This window comes from Variovorax sp. 22077 (assembly GCF_052044195.1).
Classification (GTDB): Bacteria; Pseudomonadota; Gammaproteobacteria; order Burkholderiales; family Burkholderiaceae_C; genus Variovorax; species Variovorax atrisoli.
On sequence record NZ_JBQEQC010000021.1, the window covers coordinates 18,987 to 38,131 of the forward strand.

Annotated in this window: 20 protein-coding genes; 11 read left to right on the forward strand and 9 right to left on the reverse strand. The window is 67.8% G+C overall.

Translation table 11 applies throughout. The annotated features are described in order from the left end of the window. The first annotated feature begins 51 nt into the window (after nucleotides 1–51). Nucleotides 52–552: a glycine zipper 2TM domain-containing protein gene (locus ACTJLF_RS25675; RefSeq protein ID WP_440884148.1), complete on the forward strand. Its 501-nt coding sequence runs from the start codon at nucleotides 52–54 to the stop codon at nucleotides 550–552. Between the two features lie 69 nt (nucleotides 553–621). On the opposite strand, the gene ACTJLF_RS25680 is transcribed toward ACTJLF_RS25675, so the two are convergent. After that, on the reverse strand, nucleotides 622–1,146 hold the full coding sequence (locus ACTJLF_RS25680) for an FKBP-type peptidyl-prolyl cis-trans isomerase (RefSeq protein WP_019655980.1): 525 nt from the start codon (nucleotides 1,144–1,146) through the stop codon (nucleotides 622–624). Between the two features lie 14 nt (nucleotides 1,147–1,160). Between ACTJLF_RS25680 and ACTJLF_RS25685 the strand changes: the two genes are divergently transcribed. The 3 genes from ACTJLF_RS25685 to ACTJLF_RS25695 all read left to right on the forward strand — a co-directional run bounded on the left by ACTJLF_RS25685 (nucleotide 1,161) and on the right by ACTJLF_RS25695 (nucleotide 3,171). Next, the gene (locus tag ACTJLF_RS25685) at nucleotides 1,161–2,303 is read left to right on the forward strand and encodes a JmjC domain-containing protein (protein WP_440884149.1); all 1,143 of its coding nucleotides are present in this window, start codon (nucleotides 1,161–1,163) and stop codon (nucleotides 2,301–2,303) included. Beyond that, the gene (locus ACTJLF_RS25690; RefSeq protein WP_132751558.1) at nucleotides 2,293–2,796 is read left to right on the forward strand and encodes a hypothetical protein; all 504 of its coding nucleotides are present in this window, start codon (nucleotides 2,293–2,295) and stop codon (nucleotides 2,794–2,796) included. Before ACTJLF_RS25685 ends, ACTJLF_RS25690 begins: the two co-directional genes overlap by 11 nt. 93 nt (nucleotides 2,797–2,889) lie before the next feature. Continuing rightward, complete coding sequence (locus ACTJLF_RS25695; RefSeq protein WP_440884150.1) at nucleotides 2,890–3,171, forward strand: hypothetical protein; 282 nt, start codon at nucleotides 2,890–2,892, stop codon at nucleotides 3,169–3,171. 80 nt (nucleotides 3,172–3,251) lie between these two features. On the opposite strand, the gene ACTJLF_RS25700 is transcribed toward ACTJLF_RS25695, so the two are convergent. From ACTJLF_RS25700 to ACTJLF_RS25730, 7 genes are all read right to left on the reverse strand, one after another. Next, entirely contained in the window at nucleotides 3,252–4,028 is a 777-nt protein-coding gene (locus tag ACTJLF_RS25700) for an MBL fold metallo-hydrolase (RefSeq protein ID WP_132751557.1), read from the reverse strand. A 5-nt stretch (nucleotides 4,029–4,033) separates the two neighbouring features. Next, nucleotides 4,034–5,113, reverse strand: a complete 1,080-nt coding sequence (bamC, locus tag ACTJLF_RS25705) for an outer membrane protein assembly factor BamC (protein WP_019655985.1) — start codon at nucleotides 5,111–5,113, stop codon at nucleotides 4,034–4,036. Between the two features lie 143 nt (nucleotides 5,114–5,256). Continuing rightward, complete coding sequence (gene dapA, locus ACTJLF_RS25710) at nucleotides 5,257–6,147, reverse strand: 4-hydroxy-tetrahydrodipicolinate synthase (RefSeq protein WP_019655986.1); 891 nt, start codon at nucleotides 6,145–6,147, stop codon at nucleotides 5,257–5,259. Between the two features lie 78 nt (nucleotides 6,148–6,225). Further along, nucleotides 6,226–6,795: a class I SAM-dependent methyltransferase gene (locus ACTJLF_RS25715; RefSeq protein WP_440884151.1), complete on the reverse strand. Its 570-nt coding sequence runs from the start codon at nucleotides 6,793–6,795 to the stop codon at nucleotides 6,226–6,228. A 13-nt stretch (nucleotides 6,796–6,808) separates the two neighbouring features. Then, nucleotides 6,809–6,949, reverse strand: a complete 141-nt coding sequence (locus ACTJLF_RS25720) for a hypothetical protein (protein ID WP_019655988.1) — start codon at nucleotides 6,947–6,949, stop codon at nucleotides 6,809–6,811. Nucleotides 6,950–6,980: 31 nt separating this feature from the next. Continuing rightward, on the reverse strand, nucleotides 6,981–8,207 hold the full coding sequence (locus tag ACTJLF_RS25725) for an MFS transporter (protein ID WP_440884152.1): 1,227 nt from the start codon (nucleotides 8,205–8,207) through the stop codon (nucleotides 6,981–6,983). A 110-nt stretch (nucleotides 8,208–8,317) separates the two neighbouring features. Beyond that, nucleotides 8,318–9,529: an MFS transporter gene (locus ACTJLF_RS25730; protein ID WP_440884153.1), complete on the reverse strand. Its 1,212-nt coding sequence runs from the start codon at nucleotides 9,527–9,529 to the stop codon at nucleotides 8,318–8,320. Nucleotides 9,530–9,651: 122 nt separating this feature from the next. Between ACTJLF_RS25730 and ACTJLF_RS25735 the strand changes: the two genes are divergently transcribed. The 7 genes from ACTJLF_RS25735 to ACTJLF_RS25765 are packed head-to-tail and all read left to right on the forward strand — an operon-like array spanning nucleotide 9,652 to nucleotide 17,797. Continuing rightward, nucleotides 9,652–10,542, forward strand: a complete 891-nt coding sequence (locus ACTJLF_RS25735) for a LysR family transcriptional regulator (RefSeq protein ID WP_440884154.1) — start codon at nucleotides 9,652–9,654, stop codon at nucleotides 10,540–10,542. A 57-nt stretch (nucleotides 10,543–10,599) separates the two neighbouring features. Beyond that, nucleotides 10,600–12,597 (forward strand): DNA topoisomerase IV subunit B, encoded by a 1,998-nt coding sequence (locus ACTJLF_RS25740; protein WP_440884155.1) that lies wholly within the window; start codon nucleotides 10,600–10,602, stop codon nucleotides 12,595–12,597. A gap of 30 nt (nucleotides 12,598–12,627) precedes the next feature. After that, entirely contained in the window at nucleotides 12,628–13,089 is a 462-nt protein-coding gene (locus ACTJLF_RS25745; RefSeq protein ID WP_440884156.1) for a hypothetical protein, read from the forward strand. Between the two features lie 19 nt (nucleotides 13,090–13,108). After that, nucleotides 13,109–14,017 carry a lytic transglycosylase domain-containing protein gene (locus ACTJLF_RS25750; RefSeq protein WP_440884157.1) on the forward strand — a complete coding sequence of 303 codons (909 nt, stop codon included), beginning with the start codon at nucleotides 13,109–13,111 and terminating at the stop codon, nucleotides 14,015–14,017. Between the two features lie 23 nt (nucleotides 14,018–14,040). Continuing rightward, entirely contained in the window at nucleotides 14,041–15,162 is a 1,122-nt protein-coding gene (locus tag ACTJLF_RS25755; RefSeq protein WP_440884158.1) for a Kelch repeat-containing protein, read from the forward strand. A 44-nt stretch (nucleotides 15,163–15,206) separates the two neighbouring features. Then, entirely contained in the window at nucleotides 15,207–17,603 is a 2,397-nt protein-coding gene (gene parC, locus ACTJLF_RS25760; RefSeq protein ID WP_019655995.1) for a DNA topoisomerase IV subunit A, read from the forward strand. Between the two features lie 2 nt (nucleotides 17,604–17,605). Next, complete coding sequence (locus ACTJLF_RS25765) at nucleotides 17,606–17,797, forward strand: hypothetical protein (RefSeq protein ID WP_440884159.1); 192 nt, start codon at nucleotides 17,606–17,608, stop codon at nucleotides 17,795–17,797. Between the two features lie 28 nt (nucleotides 17,798–17,825). Here the strand turns inward: ACTJLF_RS25765 and ACTJLF_RS25770 are convergent, their stop codons facing one another. Then, nucleotides 17,826–18,947: an MBL fold metallo-hydrolase gene (locus ACTJLF_RS25770; RefSeq protein ID WP_440884160.1), complete on the reverse strand. Its 1,122-nt coding sequence runs from the start codon at nucleotides 18,945–18,947 to the stop codon at nucleotides 17,826–17,828. Between the last annotated feature and the right edge of the window lie 198 nt (nucleotides 18,948–19,145).

The following is a 19,145-nucleotide window of genomic DNA, read 5'->3' on the forward strand; positions in this document are numbered from 1 at the left end:
GGGTGCATGCATACATCATCCTTGCACCGTTCTTTCCGAGGAGCCTCCAACATGAAGATCTCAATGCGCTTTGTTTCCGTCATCGCTTCCGTGCTGGCCCTGGCCACGCTAACGGCTTGCGTGGCACCGGCGCCGGTCTACACGACCTCGCGCTATCCCTACCAGGCGCCTCCGCAGGCCATTCCCTACCAGGAAGCCTCCTATGTCGAATACGGCCACGTGGCCAACATCGAGGTGCTGCGCAGCGAAACTGCCGGCACCGGCACCACGGGCGGCGGTGCCGTCGCGGGTGGCGTGATCGGCGGCGTGGTGGGCAACCAGTTCGGCCGAGGCAATGGCCGGGCCGCGGCGACAGCGCTGGGCATCGTGGGCGGCGCCCTGCTGGGCAACACCATCGAGGCGCAGCAGAACGGCCCGCGCGTCTACGAGATGTACCGCGTGTCGGTGCAGACCGACCGCGGCGGCTACCGCGCCTTCGACGTGCAGAGCCCCGGCGACCTGCGCATCGGCGACCGCGTGCGCATCGACAACGGCCAGATCTCGCGCATGTGAGTTGTTCCCACATTGGGCATGAAAAAAGCCGGGCAATGCCCGGCTTTTTTCATGGGGCGGGCGCGGCAGTCAGTGCAGCGTCTGGTTGCCCGGCGCCATCGGCGCAATCTTGAAGAAGCCCGTGCCCGCCGTTCCGCGGCCGACTTCCTCTTCGGTGGCCTCGCGCACCGAACGCACGGTGATGTCGAGACGGATCGCGATGCCGGCCAGCGGATGGTTGCCGTCGAGCACCAGGTGGTCGGGATAGATCTCGGCCACGGTGTAGATCGCATCCTTGGGAATGTCGCCGCTCACGCCCTTGGGCAGGGCGGAGCCGTCGAAAGTCATGCCTTCTTCGGTGCCTTCGGGGAAGAGCGAGCGGGGCTCCAGGAAGAGCAACTGGTCGTTGAAGTCGCCGAAGCCTTGCTCCGGCTCGATCTGCAGCTGTACCCGGGCGCCGGGCTCATGGCCCTGCAGGGCCGCTTCGATCACGTCGAAGAGGTCGTCGCCGCCGACCAGGAATTCCACAGGCTCCTCGAGCACGTCCAGCACGTCACCGAGCGTGTCCTTCATCGTCCAGGTCAGGCCGACCACGCATTGTTCAGAGATTTCCATTGCAGAATTCTCCCATGGAGATCAACAAACCGCTGCCCCTGCTGGGCGGCCTGAGCGCCGCGCAGTTCATGCGGCGACATTGGCAGAAAAAACCCTTGCTCGTGCGGCAGGCGATACCCGCGATGGTGCCACCGATCGAGCGTTCCGAGCTCTTCGCCCTGGCCGAGCGTGAGGACGTCGAATCGCGCCTCATCCGCCACGGCAAGAACGGCTGGTCGCTCAGGCACGGCCCTCTTGCCCGGCGCGCCCTGCCGTCGCTGAAGCAGCCGGCGTGGACGCTGCTGGTGCAGGGTGTCGACCTGCACCATGAGGGCGTGCACGAGCTGATGAGGCAGTTCCGCTTCCTTCCCGATGCGCGCCTCGACGACCTGATGATCAGCTACGCGAGCGACACCGGCGGCGTGGGCGCGCATTTCGACAGCTACGACGTGTTCCTGCTGCAGGCGCACGGGCGCCGGCGCTGGTCCATCGGCAAGCAGAGCGATCTGCGGCTGCAGCCGGGCCTGCCGCTGAAAATCCTCGAGAACTTCGAGCCCGAGCAGACCTTCGTCCTCGAACCCGGCGACATGCTCTACCTCCCGCCGCGCTACGCCCACGACGGCGTCGCAGTCGGCGGCGACTGCATGACGTATTCCATCGGACTGCGCTCGTCGGCCCTGGGCGAACTCGGCGCCGACCTGCTGGCGCGCATGGCGCAGGCCTACGCCGAAGACCTGGAAGACGCCGGGCCGGCCGAGCTCGCGCGGTATCGCGATCCTGCGCAGCCCGCCGTCGATGCGCCGGCAGCCATGCCCGCGGCCCTGCAGGCCTTCGCGCGCAAGGCCATCGAGGCCGCGCTGCGCGACGCGGATGCCGTCGACCGTGCACTGGGTGAATCGCTCACCGAACCCAAGGCCAATGTCTGGTTCGGCGAAGGCGGCGAGACGCCCGCGGCCATGCAGCAGGTGAAGCTCGACCGCCGCACGCGCATGCTCTACGACGCACGTCACATCTACATCAATGGCGAGAGCTTTCGCGCAGGCGGTGCCGATGCGACGCTGATGCGCAGGCTGGCAGATCGCCGCGAACTCGGTCCGCGCGAACTCGCACGCGCCAGCGAGGGCGCGCTGGCGTTGCTGGCGGAGTGGTGCGAGGCGGGGTGGCTGCATGCCGGATGAAGCAGCCGCTTCGCCGCTGCCCGAAGGGCGCTTCGATGGTCGCGAGGCCTTCGACGTACTCCTGCGCAATGCGTTCGCGGCTGCAGCGCGCGAGGGCTGGAAGGAAATGGTCTTCAGCGACCTCGACTTCGCCGACTGGCCGCTGGGCGAACGCGCGACCATCGACGCGCTGCAGGCCTGGGCCGCGAGCGGCCGCCGTCTGATGCTGTTCGCGCAGCGCTACGACGTTCTCGAGCGCGGCCATGCGCGCTTCGTTGCATGGCGCCGCATGTGGGACCACATCATCGAATGCAGGGCCGCAGGCAAGGCATCGGGCACGGAAGTGCCGAGCGCCATATGGACGCCCTCGTGGTTCGTGCATCGCATCGACCCCGAGCGAAGCAGGGGCGTGAGCGGCGCAGAGGCACGCGCTCGCCGCGAATTGCGCGAGGCCATCGAAGAGTGCTGGCGCAACGGTCGACCTGCGTTTCCTGCATCGACACTCGGCTTGTAAGCCAATGCCGCGAATGCGGCCGCGAGACATATTCGGACGGATATGCAGGTCTAGAATTTTTTTGTCCAGACCTTCATAGCCAAAGGAGATTCCATGAAGAAGTCATCGTCCGTCCTGATCGCCTCACTGATTGCCGCTGCCGCGCTCGTCGCCTGCGGCAAGAAGGAGGATGCAGCGCCGGCTGTCGTGACGCCGCCTCCTGCGCCCGTGACTGAACCCGCGCCCGCACCTGCTGCTCCGGCTCCTGCGCCATCGGCCGATCCGGGCGCATCGTCCTCGTCGTCGACTGCCCCGTCTGCGGGTTCTCAATCGGCACTCGATGCTGCGAATGCAGCCACCGAGGCCGCGAAGAAGAACGAAGCGCCGAAGCAGTAAACAGACCCTGCATCAGCCATGCATAAAGCCGCCGTGAGGCGGCTTTATTTCTTAGCAGAGCGTGAGGCTGGCGGAAGTGCTCAGACGTCGAGCCAGGGCGAGCCGGTGGCGGCCGTGGCGGTCAGCATCTCGGCCTCGTTGCCGCCCAGTGCTTCGGCCATGAGGCGCCGCACGATCTCGGGCCGGTTGTTCTGCTCGCTCAGGTGTGCCGCGACCACGTGCCTGAGGCCGTCATGCAGCAGTGCGCGTGCGATGTCGGCCGCGGCCATGTTCGACAGGTGCCCGTAGTTGCCGCCCACGCGGTGCTTGAGGAAAGGCGGGTAGCTCGAGTTGGCCAGCAGTTCGCTGTCGTGGTTGAACTCCAGCAGCAACGAATGCACGCCGCCCAATCGGGCCAGCACGTGGGCCGTGGCATGGCCGAGGTCGGTCAGCACGCCCAGCGTCCGATTGCCGTCGGTGCAGCGCAGTTGCAGCGGCTCGCGCGCATCGTGCGGAACGGTGAAGGGCTGCACGCAGATGTCGCCGACCGTGAACTCGGCATCGTCGCGCGCGAGGTTGAGCCGTCCCTCAAAATCGCGCCCGCCGGTGGCGAGCCAGGTGCCTTCGCTCATCCAGACGGGAATGCGGTTGCGCCGCGACAGCGAATGGGCACAGCCGATGTGGTCGCCGTGCTCGTGTGTCACGAAGACCGCGTCGATGTCGCTGGCTGCAAGGCCCGCCTGGGCCAGGCGCAAGTCGAGCTGCTTGAGGCCGAAGCCGCAGTCGACGAGGAGGCGGGAGGTGCGGCCGGCGCTGGTCGTCTCGACCAGCGCGGCGTTGCCCGTGCTGCCGCTGCCGAGGCTTCGGAAGCGGAGCATGCGGGTTATCTCAGGTCGTCTGCGATGACCTTGACGATGCGCTCGGCGTTGACCGAGGTCTCGGGCGCGCCGGCTTCGTTGAGCACGGACACGGTGGTGGATTCGCCCTGGCCCTTGACCGAGATGCGGAACTTCGCGGGCGCTTCGGCCTTGCTCGAACCGCCGAACAGCTTGCCGAAGAAGCCGGGCTCCTTCTTGTCGGGATTCGGCGGCACGTAGCGCACGAAGTAGACGCCGGCGCTGCGGTCGCGGTCTTCCACGGTGAAGCCGGTGCGGTCGAGCGCGAGGCCGACGCGGCGCCATGCGCGGTCGAAGCCTTCGCTGATCTGCACGACCGGCTGGTTGCCGACCTTGGCGATGGTGGCGGTCTTGGGCGTGGAGTTGGTCGCGGCCAGGATCTTCGACTGCTCCTGCGAGACGCCGAGCTTGACCATCAGGCGGCGCAGGAATTCGGTCTCGAGCTCAGGGTCGCTGGGGCGGGGCTGCCACACGGTCTGGTCCTGGCGGGAGTTGTTGTAGACCTCCTGCATGCCGCGGTGGCTGATGAAGATCTCGGTGCCGGTCGACGTGCGTTCCAGGCGGGTGCGGAAGCGGTCGAGTTCGCCGGTGGAGTAGACCGAATCGACCAGCTTGCCCAGCGTGCCCCGGATGATGTCCTGCGGCAGCTTGGCGCGGTTCTCGGCCCAGTCGGTTTCCATGATGCCCAGGTTGCGCTGGTCGGTGGTCAGCAGGAAGCCGTTCTCCTGCCAGAAGTCCTTCACCGGGTCCCAGAGCTGGTCGGGCGTGCGGTTGACGACGATCCAGCGCTGCGTGCCCGAGCGTTCCATGCGCACGTCGCCGATGTTGGCCACCGCGGTGGGAATGCCCGGGGCGTTGGCGATGCCTGCCTGGTACGAGTTGGCGCTCACGGCACCGCCGGGGATGGCGTAGCGGTTGTCGCGCGAAAGCTGGGAGAGATCGGGTGGGACTTCGAGCGTCGGGGCCTTGCCGGCGCTCTTGTAGTCGATCTTGTCGCTCTCGAGCACGGAGCAGGCGGCGAGGCTGGCAACGAGGGCCAGCAGAGCAAGTCGCGAAAGGTTCTTCAACGTCGTCTTCCTTGTTGGAATGGTTCGGTCAATCTAGGGGCCGCAGTGCCCGCCGCCATCTCTGAGCGCGGTTCGGGCAAAAGGTTGCTTAACCTTGCTGCGGCCGGGGGAAAGGCAGGTCCGGGACGTGCTGGAAGAGGCGTTCAGCCCTTGAGCAGGCCGGTGGCGCGCAGGGCGCCCTCGACCGCCGGGCGGCTCGCTTCGCCGAGTTCGGTGAGCGGCAGGCGCAGCGTACCGCCGCACAGGCCGAGCCTCGCCATCGCCCACTTCAGCGGGATCGGGTTGGGCTCCACGAACAGGTTGCGATGCAGCGGCATGAGCTCGAACTGGATCTGCATGGCGCGCTTCACGTCGCCAGCCAGCGCAGCGACGCACAGCTCGTGCATCTTGCGCGGCGCGATATTGGCCGTGACGCTGATGTTGCCCTGGCCGCCGCAGAGCATGAGCGCGACCGCGGTCGGGTCGTCGCCGGAATAGACGGCGAAGTTCTCCGGCACTTCGCGGATGAGCCACTGGGCCCGCTCGATGTTGCCGGTGGCTTCCTTGATGCCGATGATGCCGGGCACCTGAGCCAGGCGCAGCACGGTGTCGTGCGCCATATCGGCGACGGTGCGGCCGGGCACGTTGTACAGCACGATGGGCAGGTCGCCCACGGCCTCGGCGATGGCCTTGAAGTGCTGGTACTGGCCTTCCTGCGTGGGCTTGTTGTAGTACGGCACGACCTGGAGCTGCGAGTCGGCGCCCACGCCCTTGGCGAACTTGGCGAGCTCGATGGCTTCCTTGGTGGAGTTCGCGCCGCAGCCGGCCATCACGGGCACGCGGCCCTTGGCCTGCTCGACCGAGACGCGGATGATTTCGCAGTGCTCTTCGACATCGACCGTCGGCGATTCGCCGGTGGTGCCGACCACGCCCAGGCAGTCGGTGCCTTCTTCGATATGCCAGTCGATGAGCCGCCGCAGGGCGGGGTAGTCGACACTGCCGTCGTCGTGCATCGGCGTGACGAGCGCGACGATGCTGCCTGTCAGTTGCTCCAAGGGGAATCTCTTTGTCGGTGGACGAAAGCGCCGATTCTACTTACTCCGGCGCCAGGCCAGACAGCAGCCCCGGGCCCCCTAGTTTCCCTTAAGGACGCGGCGCGCCGGCAGCCCGGAATCGGCCGCGTCCGGGCGGACGGCGGCGATGCGCTGCACGAAGCGTGCGGGCTGCCCGATGAAGCCGTCCTCGTAGGCCACGACGCGCAGCCCGTCGCACGCCGCCAGCAACTCACCCGGCTGCAGCAGGAAATCGGGTCGCGAGGGCTTGCCGACGGTCTCGTTGCCGACGGCGAAGGTTTCGTAGAGCAGCACGCCGCCCGGCGCCACCGCGGCCACGATATCGGCCATGCGCGGACGCCAGAGGTAGTTGGTGACGACCACGGCGCCGAAGGCCTGGCGGGAGAAGGGCCAGTGACCGGATTCGATGTCGGCCTCGACCACCTTGCCGAACGCGCCGGCGGCCTCGACGGCTTCGGGAGAACGGTCGACGCCGGTGACCGCGTGCCCGCGTCCCGCGAACCACTTCATGTGCCGGCCGGCGCCACATGCCACGTCCAGCACCGACGCGCCGGGCGCAAGCAGGTGAGACCACCGGACGACCCACTCGGAAGGTGCCCCCAGGCCGTGTACCGGTGCTATCTCTTTCATAGCGATCCGAGGCTCAGAAACAGGACCAGATCTGGTCGACCAGCGTCACGAGGAAATCCGGATGCACGTACAGGGTGAACACGCCGCCCAGCACCGCGAGCGCGGCGGCCAGCCAGCCGGCGTGGACGATGTGATGGCGCATCCGGGGAGTCATGGTCCTGTTTTACACGCAAACCGGCTGCGGATCAGCCTGCGGCGCCCACGGGTTGCGGACCGCGCGGAATGGCGCTTTCCTTCACCGGCAGGTTGACCAGCGCCGCGAACACGCCCAGGGCGATCGCGATGTACCAGACGATGTCGTAGCTGCCCGTGGTGTCGTACAGGTAGCCGCCCAGCCACACGCCCAGGAAGGAGCCGACCTGGTGGCTCAGGAACACGAAGCCGCTGAGCATCGAGAGATGCGCTACGCCGAAGATGCCCGCCACGATGGCGTTGGTGGCCGGCACCGTGGACAGCCACAGGAAGCCCATCGCCGCGGAGAAGAGGTACACGCTCATCGGCGAGATCGGAGCGATCAGGAAGAGCGCGATCGACACCGCCCGCGCGAAGTAGATGGCCGCCAGGATCTTGCGCTTGGCCAGCTTCTGCCCCAGCAGCCCCACCGTGTAGGTGCCGAACACGTTGAAGAGGCCGATGAGCGCCAGCGCGTAGCCCGCCACCTCGGCCGGCAGGCTGCGGTCGCGCAGGTAGGTCGGCATGTGGATGCCGATGAAGGCCAGCTGGAAGCCGCAGACGAAGTAGCCCGCCATCAGCAGGCCGAAGCTCGGATAGCGGAATGCCTCGCCCACCGCCTGCATCACCGACTGCTCGCGGTGGCCGGTCTGCGCCGCCGTCTTCGGCTCGCGCAGCCCGAAGGCCAGCGGAACGATCACCAGCGCCAGCACCGCCACCACGGCCAGCGCGGTCTGCCAGCCCAGGTGGCCGATCAGCCGGCCCTCGACGGGCGCTAGGAGGAACTGTCCGAACGAGCCTGCCGCCGCCGCCACGCCCATGGCCCACGAGCGCCTCTCGGCCGGGATCTGCCGGCCGATCACCCCGTAGATCACCGCGTAGGTCGATCCCGCCTGCGCCGCACCGATCAGGATGCCCGCACTCAGCGTGAAGAGCAGCGGCGTCGGCGAATGCGCCATGCCGAACAGGCCCGCCGCATAGAGCAAGGAACCGCCGATCAGCACCCGGAACGCACCGAACCGGTCGGCCAGCATGCCCGCGAACACGCCGAAGATGCCCCACGAGAGGTTCTGCACCGCCAGCGCGAAGGAGAAGGTCTGCCTGCTCCAGTCCTGCGCCTGCGTGATCGGCTGCAGCCACAGGCCGAAACCGTGGCGTATGCCCATCGACAGCGTGACGATCATCGCCCCGCAGAAAAGGACTTGCTTGACCGAGAGGGCGGGGGTGGCTGGGGATTGCATGACTTCGAATGTAACTATTCGCCTGCTCGAGCAGGTGGCGCGCCGGCCAAAGCCATTGATGATTTATCGGCCGGCTTTCGATGCGGCGGACGCATCAAAAGCCGCAGGCTTCAGCGTGCTGTCGCGCCGGCGACAGACCGCGTTCCAGGAAAGCCGTACGCGCAGGCTCGCCAGGTCAGCCACAGCGCCGGCGCCAGCAGCATGAGCAGCGACCAGGGCAGCGCCCCGGCACCACCGGCCTGCAGCAGCAGGCCGCCGATCAGCCCTCCGCCCGCGATGGCGATGTTCCACACCGTGACCACCATCGACTGCGCCACGTCGGCCGATTCACCCGCCGCCTGCGCAGAGGCGGTCTGGAACAGCGTGCCAGCGCCGCCATAGGCCAGGCCCCAGATGGCCACGCCCAGGTACACCGCTGCCGCCGATCCGGTGGCCGACCCGAGCAGCAGCGCCGTCAGCCCGAACGCTGCCGTGCTCGCCAACACCAGTTCGCGCAGCCAGCGGTCGATCAGCACGCCCGTCACCCAGATGCCCGCCAGCGAGGCCGTGCCGAAGACCAGCAACACCAGGTCGACCCGCGCTCCCAGCCCGGCGTGCACCAGGAACGGCGCGATGTAGGTGTAGAGGATGTTGTGGGCCAGCACGAAGGCCAACATCACCCCGAGCACCGGCCGCACGCCCGGCAGCAGGAACACGAGCCTCACGCTGCGGCGCCGCGCGGCTTCCTGGCCGGGAAAGTCGGGCACCTTCCAGCGCACCCAGCCGAGCAGCAGCACCGACAGCGCCGACATCACCAGGAAGGCCGGACGCCAGCCCACGCCGGTGCCCAGCAGCGTGCCCGCCGGAATGCCCAGCGACAGCGCCAGCGGAGCGCCCAGCATCGCGACCGCGATCGCGCGGCCCTGCATCGACGGCGGCACCATGCGCCCGGCGTGTCCGGCCACCAGCGCCCAGAGCAGCCCCGCGAACACGCCGGCGAAGAAGCGCGCGGCCAGCGTCAGCGGATAGCTGTGCGAGAGGGCTGTGATCGTGTTGACGACCGCGAAACCGCCGATCGCCAGCATCAGCAGCGGACGCCGCCGCCAGCCGCGCGTGAGCGCCACCAGCGGAATGGCCGCGACCAGCGAGCCCAGCGCATAGACCGTCACCAGCTGCCCGACCAGCGCGGGCGTGACGGCGAGGCTCGCGCCTATCTGCGGCAGCAGGCCGGCCGGCATGGCTTCGGTGAGGATCGTGATGAAGCTGGCGGCCGCCAGGGCAAGCAGGCCGGACAGCGGCAGCCGTGCCCGGGACGAGGATGGATTCGGATGAATGAGTGACATGCGGTCGACGATAGGAAGAAGCCAACTCCGGAAAAAGGGGGATACAGTTCCGCTCAATGCGGACATCGGATTCCGCAATACGGCCATCCCGGCTTCCTCTTCTCTTCCATCCTTCTTTTTCCATGGACAGCCTCAGCGGTTTCACCGTCTTCATCCAGGTGGCCGAGACCCGCAGCTTCGTCACAGCCGGCCGCGTGCTCGGCGTTTCCGCGTCCGCGGTCGGCAAGCGCGTGGCGCGGCTCGAGGAGCGGCTGGGCGTGCGGCTGTTCCACCGCAGCACCCGCAGCATCACGCTCACCGCCGAGGGTGCGCTGTTCCTAGCGCGCAGCCGCCGAGTGCTGGCCGAGATCGAGGCCGCGGAGCAGGAGCTCTCCTGTTCGGCCGGTTCGCCGCGCGGCAAGCTGCGCGTGAGCCTGCCGCTGGTCAGCTCGCTGGTGCTGCCGCTGCTTGCCGACTTCATGTGCGAGTACCCGGATGTCGAACTCGACCTCGACTTCAGCGACCGGCTCGTCGATGTCATCGAGGAGGGCTTCGACGCAGTGGTGCGCACCGGCGAACTCACCGATTCACGGCTCTCGGTGCGTCGGCTGGGACAGTTCTCGCAACTGCTGGTGGCTTCGCCCGATTACCTGGCGCGCCGCGGCGTGCCTCTGGTGCCGGCGGACCTGGCGCAACACGCCTGCCTGCATTACCGCTACCCGGCCACGGGCAAGGTGGAAGTCTGGCCGCTCGTGCCGGGGCCCGACGGTGCGGAGGTGAAGCCACCGGTCTCCATGATCTGCAACAACATGGAAACCCGCCTGTGCTTCGCGCTGCGCGGACGCGGCATCGCCTTGCTGCCCGACTTCTGCGTGCGCGAGGCGCTGACCACGGGCGGGCTGTGCAGCGTTCTGGCGGAACACGTGCGCCCGCATGCCATCGACCTCGGCGTTCTGTGGCCTTCGGGGCGCAATCCGGCGCCGAAGGTGCGCGCCTTCATCGACTTCCTGGGTGCCCGCATGTTCGTGTCGTAGGAGCCCTCCTGTATGGGTATCCAGTTGTTTGGCGGCGACTGACTACAATCCGCCCCCATGGCGACTCCCCCCAAGACTCCCCCCAGTTCATCGTCCGCCTCCTCCGGCTATTCGGAAGGCTCCATCCGCGTGCTCAAGGGCCTCGAGCCCGTCAAGCAGCGCCCGGGCATGTACACCCGTACCGACAACCCGCTGCACATCATCCAGGAAGTGCTCGACAACGCCGCCGACGAGGCGCTCGCGGGCCACGGCAAGAAGATCAAGGTCACGCTGCACACCGACGGTTCGGTCAGCGTGGAAGACGACGGCCGGGGCATTCCCTTCGGCCTGCATCCGGAAGAGAAGGCGCCCGTGGTCGAGCTGGTCTACACCCGGCTGCATGCCGGCGGCAAGTTCGACAAGGGCTCGGGTGGCGCCTACAGCTTCTCGGGCGGCCTGCACGGCGTGGGCGTGTCGGTGACCAACGCGCTGTCGAAGCGGCTCGAGGTGGCCACGCACCGCGAGGGCTCGGTCGCGAAGCTGGCCTTCAGCGGCGGCGACGTGATCGAGGCGCTTGAGGTCCGCAAGCTGGAGTCCGGCGAGCGCAAGCAGGGCACCACGGTTCGCGCCTGGCCCGACGCCAAGTACTTCGAGACCGCCGCGCTGCCCATGGGCGAGCTCACCCACCTGCTGCGCAGCAAGGCCGTGCTGATGCCGGGCGTGAGCGTCACGCTCATCAACGAGAAGACCAAGGAAACGCAGCAGTGGCTCTACAAGGGCGGCCTGAGCGACTACCTGATGCAGACGCTCAGCAGCGACCCGGTCATTCCGCTGTTCGAAGGCAGCGGCCACGCCGACAAGAACGCCGACAACTTCGCCGAGGGCGAGGGGGCCGACTGGGCCGTCGCCTTCACCGAGGAAGGCCAGCCGGTGCGCGAGAGCTACGTCAACCTGATCCCCACCAGCGCCGGCGGCACGCACGAAAGCGGCCTGCGCGACGGCCTGTTCAATGCGGTGAAGAGCTTCATCGAGCTGCACTCGCTGCTGCCCAAGGGCGTGAAGCTGCTGCCCGAGGACGTGTTCGCGCGCGCCTCGTACGTGCTGAGCGCCAAGGTGCTCGACCCGCAGTTCCAGGGCCAGATCAAGGAGCGCCTGAACTCCCGCGACGCAGTGCGCCTCGTGTCCAGCTTCGTGCGCCCCGCGCTGGAGCTGTGGCTCAACCAGCACGTCGACTACGGCAGGAAGCTCGCCGAACTGGCTATCAAGGCTGCCCAGACCCGCCAGCGCGCCGGCCAGAAGGTCGAGAAGCGAAAAGGCTCGGGCGTGGCCGTGCTGCCCGGCAAGCTCACCGACTGCGAGAGCAAGGACATCAGCCACAACGAAGTCTTCCTGGTCGAGGGTGACTCGGCCGGCGGCAGCGCCAAGATGGGCCGCGACAAGGAAAGCCAGGCCATTCTTCCGCTGCGCGGCAAGGTGCTCAACACCTGGGAAGTGGAGCGCGACCGGCTGTTCGCCAACACCGAGATCCACGACATCTCGGTCGCCATCGGCGTCGATCCGCACGGCCCCGACGATTCGCCCGACCTCAGCGGCCTGCGCTACGGCAAGATCTGCATCCTCAGCGATGCCGACGTGGACGGCTCCCACATCCAGGTGCTGCTGCTCACGCTTTTCTTCCGGCACTTTCCGAAACTCATCGAAGCCGGCCATGTGTATGTCGCGAAGCCGCCATTGTTCCGGGTCGATGCACCCGCGCGCGGCAAGAAACCGGCGTCCAAGGTCTATGCTCTGGACGAAGGCGAACTGACCGCCACGCTCGACAAGCTCCGCAAGGACGGCGTGCGCGAAGGCGCCTGGAGCATCAGCCGCTTCAAGGGCCTGGGCGAAATGAGCGCGGAACAATTGTGGGAAACCACGCTCAATCCTGACACCCGGCGCCTGATGCAGGTCCAATTGGGCCGCTTCGATTTCACGTCCACCCAGGGCGAAATCACCAAGCTGATGGGCAAGGGCGAAGCGGCGGCGCGGCGCGAGCTCATGGAACTGCGCGCCGATGACGTCGATATCGACGTCTGATTCCGGCTGGAACATTTCTCACGACAGGGCATGAACGGGCACAAGATCATTTGCGGTTCGCTGGCATGGGTCTGCGCTGCTGGCGCGGCAGGACTGCTGCTGGCTCAGCGCGACCCGGTCGGGCAGGTCGCGAACATGTTCCTCGCCGGCGTCTGCATCCTGCTGGCATTCGTGTTCGTCTGGATGGGCTGGTGGGACGACGCGGTCAACGACAACGCCGAACCCAGCTGCGTCGAACGGGTTGCCGCCACCACGTGGCTCTGGACGCGCCGCATCATTTGCTGGAGCGCTGCGCTGGTCTTCCTTGGACTGGCCGTGTCGATGATCTTCACCGGCGTCGAGCTCGAGCACGTGCCCGTCTTCCTCTTGGTGCTCGCACTGGGCGGCATGTCGCTCTGGGTGGGACTGAAGGGGGGCGGACATGCACAAAGCATGAGCGACGACGCTGCAGTCCACGCCGAGCGCCGCAAGCGCTATGGCTGGTGGTTCTGAGGACGGAGCCCGCATCGCCATGAAACGCTGGTTCCGCCCATTCATGCTGTCCGCAGCCCTCGTGCTGCCGCTGCAGGCCGCGCACGCCACCGACATCTACGGCTACATCGACAGCAAAGGCAATGCGCACTTCGCCTCCGAGAAGATCGACGAGCGCTACCAGATCTTCTTCCGCGGCGGCCAGAGCTTCGATACCGCCAACGGCATCTCGCCGCTGGGCCGTGGCGCTGGCAGGCTCGACGGCAAGGTGCCGCCCGCCTCGCAGAGCCTGCTCGCCATGTTCGAGGCCTCGCCCAGCTACAAGACCGCCAAGTCGGCGCTGCGCGACGCGGCGAGCAAGCACGCGATCGACTACGAGCTGCTGCAGGCGTTGGTCGCCACCGAGTCGGGCTTCGACGCGCAGGCCGTCTCGCCCAAGGGCGCGATGGGCCTGATGCAGCTGATGCCCGCCACCGCGCAGCGCTATGGCGTGTCGGCGGACAAGCGCGCGACCATCGAGAAGAAGCTGTTCGACCCGCGCATCAACATCGCCGCCGGCTCGCGCTACCTGCGCGACCTGATCGCGATGTTCCCTGGGCAGATCGAGCTCGCGCTGGCCGCCTACAACGCCGGCGAGGGCGCGGTGCAGCGCGCGGGCAACAAGATCCCGAACTACAAGGAAACGCAGAACTATGTGCAGACCGTGCTGCAGCTGTATGCGTACCTCAAGCCCTCGGTTGCCTCGGGCAGTGGCAGCGGCGCCGTGCGAGGCGGCAAGACGCCGGGACGCATCCGCATGGAACTGACCGTGCCGCAGGGCGGCGCGCTCGGCCGCGGCAACATGCCGTCGGATGGCCCGCGCAACATGCCGGCCATGCCCGACATCCCCGAGCCATCGGCAGTGCCTACGGGCGCGGCCGATGCGCCACCGGGCACGCCGCTGTCCTGATCGGCAGGAGGAGGGAGGAGGCCATGGATCGTCGAAGCTTCGTTCTCGCGACCGCCGCCGGCATGGTGACGGGCGGCGCACGCGCGCAGCATCCAGCCACGCACGACACGCTGCCGCCCGTGCCTTCCTCGGCCGAGCCCTATGCGCGTCTGCAGGGCGGTGTGCCGCACCACATGACGCCCGAGCAGGAGGCCCAGCGCTTCACCGACAGCTCCGCACCGCCCGGTCCGCAGGGTCGATGGGAGCCGCGCGCCGCATTGCCGATTCCCCGCAGCGAGATGGCCTGGGCCACCGCGGCGATGGGCCGCATGCATGTGGTCGGCGGCTATGGCGAAGGCAAGGTCAACCGCGACTACCACCACATCTACGACCCCGAGGCCGACCGCTGGCTCGACGGCGCGCCGCTGCCCCGCGGTGCCAACCACGTCGCTGTGACCGCCGATGGCGGCCGCGTCTACGCGCTCGGCGGCTTCGTCGAGCAGAACCGGCGCTCGGACACCAACGCCTACGTCTACGACATCGCCGCCAATCGCTGGAGCGCGATCGCGCCGCTGCCGCGTCCGCGCGGCGCTGCCGCCGCCGTGATGCTCGACGGCGCGCTGCACCTGATCGGCGGCGCTTCCGAACCTGCCGCGGAGCGCGCTAGCGTGGGCTGGCACGAGGTCTACGACCCGAAGGCCGACCGCTGGTCCGCCCGCAAGCCGCTGCCGGGTGCGCGCGACCACGTGGGCTGCGTGTCGCACGGCGGCCGGATCCACGTGATCGGCGGGCGCTTCAACACCTTCGAATACAACACCGACCTGCACCACGTCTACCTTCCCGCACGCGACACCTGGGAGCTGCGCTCGCCGCTGCCCACCGCGCGCTCGGGCCATGGGCTCGTGGCGTATCGAGGCCGCTTCTTCGCCATGGGCGGGGAGGGCGGCATCCTCGTCGACGGCGTGCCGCGCCAGGCGAAGGTGTTCGGCCAGATGGAAAGCTACAACCCCGTCGACGACACCTGGCAGCGGCATGCCCCGATGACCACGCCGCGCCACGCGGTGGGCGCGGCCGTCATCGGCGACTGGATCTACGTGGCCGGCGGCGGCGCGGTGCTCGGCGGCGCCGTACAGTCCGCGGTCCACGAGGCTTTCACTCTTGGCTGAACGCCCAGCCAGCAACAACAAAAGTTTTTCTCACCAGCTCTTTCATGGATTCCCAACCTCCGCTCGATCTCCAGGGTCCCACCGACGGCGACACGACCCTGACCCTTGCCGACTACGCCCAGACTGCCTACCTCGAATACGCGCTGAGCGTGGTCAAGGGCCGTGCGCTGCCCGATGTGTCCGACGGCCAGAAGCCGGTGCAGCGCCGCATCCTGTATTCGATGTCGCGCATGGGCCTGGGCTTCGGTGGCACCAACGGCACCGTGGGCGCCAAGCCCGTGAAGAGCGCGCGCGTGGTCGGCGACGTGCTCGGCCGCTTCCACCCGCACAGCGACCAGGCCGCGTACGACGCGCTGGTGCGCATGGCGCAGGACTTCTCGCAGCGCTATCCGCTGGTCGACGGCCAGGGCAACTTCGGCAGCCGCGACGGCGACGGCGCAGCCGCCATGCGCTACACCGAAGCGCGCCTGGCGCGCATCACCAGCCTGCTGCTCGACGAGATCGACGAAGGCACGGTCGACTTCATTCCCAACTACGACGGCAGTACCGAAGAGCCGCGACTGCTGCCTGCGCGGCTGCCGTTCACGCTGCTCAATGGCGCGAGCGGCATCGCGGTCGGCCTGGCCACCGAGATCCCGAGCCACAACCTGCGCGAGATCGCCGATGCCTGCGTGGCGCTGATCAAGTCGAACGGCAAGCTCAGCGAGGAAGAACTCTTCGCCATCGTGCCCGGCCCCGACTATCCGGGCGGCGCGCAGATCATCAGCAGCGCGGCCGACATCGCCGACGCCTACCGCACCGGCCGCGGCTCGCTCAAGGTGCGCGCGCGCTGGAAGATCGAGGAACTGGCGCGCGGCCAGTGGCAGCTGGTGGTCAACGAGCTGCCGCCGGGCGTGAGCTCGCAGCGCGTGCTGGAAGAAATCGAGGAAATCACCAACCCCAAGGTCAAGGCCGGCAAGAAGGCGCTGAGTGCGGAGCAGACGCAGCTCAAGGCCTCGATGCTGTCGGTGCTCGACGTGGTGCGCGACGAATCGAGCAAGGACGCCCCGGTGCGCCTGGTGTTCGAGCCCAAGACCTCGCGCATCAGCCAGGAAGAGTTCATCACCACGCTGCTCGCGCAGACCTCGCTGGAAACCTCGTCGCCGGTCAACCTCACGATGGTCGGCATCGACGGCAAGCCCACGCAGAAGTCGCTGCGCCAGATGCTCAACGAGTGGATCGCCTTCCGCGAGATCACCGTCGAGAAGCGCTCGCGCTTCCGCCTGGGCAAGGTGCAGGACCGCATCCACATTCTCGAAGGCCGGCAGCTGGTGCTGTTGAACATCGATGAGGTGATCGCGATCATCCGTGCGGCAGAAGACCCGAAGGCCGCGCTCATCGCGCGCTTCAACCTCAGCGAACGCCAGGCCGAGGACATCCTTGAAATCCGGCTGCGCCAACTCGCGCGGCTCGAGGCCATCAAGATCGAACAGGAACTCTCCAGCCTGCGCGACGAGCAGAAGAAGCTCGAAGACATCCTCGCCAGCCCCGCCGCACTGCGCCGCCTGCTGGTGAAGGAAATCGAAGCCGATGCCAAGAGTTTCGAAGACCCGCGCCGCACGCTGATCCAGGCCGAGAAGCGCGCCGTGGCCGAGGTGAAGGTGGTCGACGAACCCGTCACCGTCATCGTGTCGCAGAAGGGCTGGGTACGCACGCAGAAGGGCTGGGCCAGCGAGAAGGCGGCAGGCGCCGCGAACGGCTCTGCGCCCGAGTACAGCTTCAAGTCGGGCGACTCGCTCTACGGCGCCTTCGAGTGCCGCAGCGTCGACACGCTGCTGGTGTTCGGCAGCGCCAAGGACAAGAGCGTGCGCGTCTACACGGTGCCCGTGGCCTCGCTGCCGGGCGGTCGCGGCGACGGCCAGCCCGTCACCACGCTCATCGACCTGGACGCCGGCACGCACGTCACGCACTTCTTCGCGGGCCCGGTCGGCGCCAGCCTGCTGCTGGCCAACACCGGCGGCTACGGCTTCATCGCCACGGTCGAGAACATGATGTCGCGCCAGCGCGGCGGCAAGGCCTTCGTCGACGTGGGCGAAGGAGAGCAGCTGTGCCGCCCCTCGCTGGTGGGCGGTGCGAGCGGTGCCGAGCCGATGCCGGCGGCCACGCACGTGGCCTGCGCCTCGACCGGCGGACGCATCCTGACCTTCGACATCGCCGAGCTCAAGAGCCTGCCCAAGGGCGGCCGCGGCCTCACGCTGATCGACCTGGAAGCCAAGGACACCCTGGCCGGCGCCGCCGCCTACACGCGCAGCGTGAAGATCGAGGGCATCGGCCGAGGCGGCAAGGAACGCGAGGAAACGCTGGAGATCCGCACGCTGAACAACGCCCGCGGCAGCCGCGCGCGCAAGGGCAAGGCGGCCGACCTGGGCTTCAAGCCCACCAGCATCGTCCGGGTGCAGTAGCCATGGGCGGCATCGACATCAGCGTCATCGGCGTCTTCATCGCCGTGGTCACCGGCATCGGCAGCTATGTGCTGGGCCGGCGCATGCGCGAGAAGCGGGCTCTGAAGAAGCGCGAGAAGGACCGCATCGCCTCGCAGGCCAACGAGACGCGCCAGGTGCGGCGCGCCCGGGAGCGCAAGGAGCGCGGCGAGTAAGTCCGCCCTGCCTGGGGGGAGAGGGGCGTCAGCGCAGGTCGACCCACCAGCGCGTGTTGGTCCGCGCTGCTCCCACCGTCACCACTTCGCCGATCACCGGCGTGGCCAGTTCGATCTTCCTGGCCTCCGTGAGGGCCGCGATGCGGTCCAGCGGATCGCGCCAGGCGTGGAAGGCGAGGTCGAAGGTGCTGTTGTGCACCGAGAAGAACACCTTGCCGCGCAGGTCCTCGAAGGCCTTCACGCTCTGCTCGGGCGTCATGTGCACGGCAGGCCACATGCTGTCGTAGGCGCCGTTCTCCATCAGCGCGATGTCGAAACCGCCGAAGCGCTCGCCGATCTGCTTGAAGCCCGGGAAGTAGCCCGAGTCGCCGCTGTAGAAGATGCGCTGGTCGCCGCTTTGCACCACCCATGAGGCCCACAGCGTGCGGTCGCGGTCGCCGAGCGTGCGGCCCGAGAAGTGCTGTGCGGGCGTGGCGGTGAGCTTCACTCCGTCGTGCTCGGCGGACTGCCACCAGTCGAGTTCGGTCACGCGGTCGGCCGGCACGCCCATCGCCAGCAGCCGCGAGCGCACGCCCAGCGGCACGAAGTAGCGCTTCACTTCCTTCGCGAGGTATTCGATGGTCGCCACGTCGAGGTGGTCGTAGTGGTCGTGCGAGAGGATCACGCCTTCGATGGGCGGCAGATCCTCCAGCGCGATCGGCGTCTTGTGGAAGCGCTTCGGCCCCGCCCACTGCACGGGCGATGCGCGGTCGCTGAACACGGGGTCGATGAGCCAGTACTTGTCGCGCAGCTTCAGCAGGTGCGACGAATGGCCCAGGCGCACCACGTGGTTGGTTCGGGTGTCGAGCGCGTCGAGGGTGGGCCTGTCCAGCGGCTTCACGGGAATGGGGTCGACCGGCACCGTGTCGATCTTGCTGCCCACGATGAAGCGCGACCAGATGCGCCATGCGCTGGCCTGCTGGGGCAGGTCGGGGTTGGCCATGTTGTGGAAGCCGCCGTCCTTGAACTGGGGCGAGTTCTCGTAGCGGGTCTCGCCGCCGCCTGCGGCGCTGCAGCCCGCGACGAAGGCGCAGCCGGCCGCGGCGAGCGCGGTGCCGCGGCGCAGGAGTTGCGGCAGGTAGGAGCCTTGCGAGTCCGGGTTTTCAGCCATGGGAAAGCCTTCTGGATTGTGTTTGTCGGATGGCCGGAGACTATCGAAGGCGCATGTTTCAATGGTTTCAGCGATAGAAACATTCAGGCAGGAGGGGCATTCCAGGCTCTATGCCATGCGCCGTATGGCGGGCGCGGGGCTGGCCCGGCACACTGCCGGACTTCATCGGTTCGACCGAAGCTGAGGAGGCTGAAGATC

What these genes read in the sequence shown, in the direction of transcription:
- ACTJLF_RS25675 (WP_440884148.1), top strand. Translation starts at nt 52, where the DNA reads ATGAAGATCTCAATGCGCTTTGTTTCCGTCATCGCTTCCGTGCTGGCC.
- ACTJLF_RS25680 (WP_019655980.1), bottom strand. Translation starts at nt 1,146, where the DNA reads ATGGAAATCTCTGAACAATGCGTGGTCGGCCTGACCTGGACGATGAAG.
- ACTJLF_RS25685 (WP_440884149.1), top strand. Translation starts at nt 1,161, where the DNA reads ATGGAGATCAACAAACCGCTGCCCCTGCTGGGCGGCCTGAGCGCCGCG.
- ACTJLF_RS25690 (WP_132751558.1), top strand. Translation starts at nt 2,293, where the DNA reads ATGCCGGATGAAGCAGCCGCTTCGCCGCTGCCCGAAGGGCGCTTCGAT.
- ACTJLF_RS25695 (WP_440884150.1), top strand. Translation starts at nt 2,890, where the DNA reads ATGAAGAAGTCATCGTCCGTCCTGATCGCCTCACTGATTGCCGCTGCC.
- ACTJLF_RS25700 (WP_132751557.1), bottom strand. Translation starts at nt 4,028, where the DNA reads ATGCTCCGCTTCCGAAGCCTCGGCAGCGGCAGCACGGGCAACGCCGCG.
- ACTJLF_RS25715 (WP_440884151.1), bottom strand. Translation starts at nt 6,795, where the DNA reads ATGAAAGAGATAGCACCGGTACACGGCCTGGGGGCACCTTCCGAGTGG.
- ACTJLF_RS25720 (WP_019655988.1), bottom strand. Translation starts at nt 6,949, where the DNA reads ATGACTCCCCGGATGCGCCATCACATCGTCCACGCCGGCTGGCTGGCC.
- ACTJLF_RS25725 (WP_440884152.1), bottom strand. Translation starts at nt 8,207, where the DNA reads ATGCAATCCCCAGCCACCCCCGCCCTCTCGGTCAAGCAAGTCCTTTTC.
- ACTJLF_RS25730 (WP_440884153.1), bottom strand. Translation starts at nt 9,529, where the DNA reads ATGTCACTCATTCATCCGAATCCATCCTCGTCCCGGGCACGGCTGCCG.
- ACTJLF_RS25735 (WP_440884154.1), top strand. Translation starts at nt 9,652, where the DNA reads ATGGACAGCCTCAGCGGTTTCACCGTCTTCATCCAGGTGGCCGAGACC.
- ACTJLF_RS25740 (WP_440884155.1), top strand. Translation starts at nt 10,600, where the DNA reads ATGGCGACTCCCCCCAAGACTCCCCCCAGTTCATCGTCCGCCTCCTCC.
- ACTJLF_RS25745 (WP_440884156.1), top strand. Translation starts at nt 12,628, where the DNA reads ATGAACGGGCACAAGATCATTTGCGGTTCGCTGGCATGGGTCTGCGCT.
- ACTJLF_RS25750 (WP_440884157.1), top strand. Translation starts at nt 13,109, where the DNA reads ATGAAACGCTGGTTCCGCCCATTCATGCTGTCCGCAGCCCTCGTGCTG.
- ACTJLF_RS25755 (WP_440884158.1), top strand. Translation starts at nt 14,041, where the DNA reads ATGGATCGTCGAAGCTTCGTTCTCGCGACCGCCGCCGGCATGGTGACG.
- parC (WP_019655995.1), top strand. Translation starts at nt 15,207, where the DNA reads ATGGATTCCCAACCTCCGCTCGATCTCCAGGGTCCCACCGACGGCGAC.
- ACTJLF_RS25765 (WP_440884159.1), top strand. Translation starts at nt 17,606, where the DNA reads ATGGGCGGCATCGACATCAGCGTCATCGGCGTCTTCATCGCCGTGGTC.
- ACTJLF_RS25770 (WP_440884160.1), bottom strand. Translation starts at nt 18,947, where the DNA reads ATGGCTGAAAACCCGGACTCGCAAGGCTCCTACCTGCCGCAACTCCTG.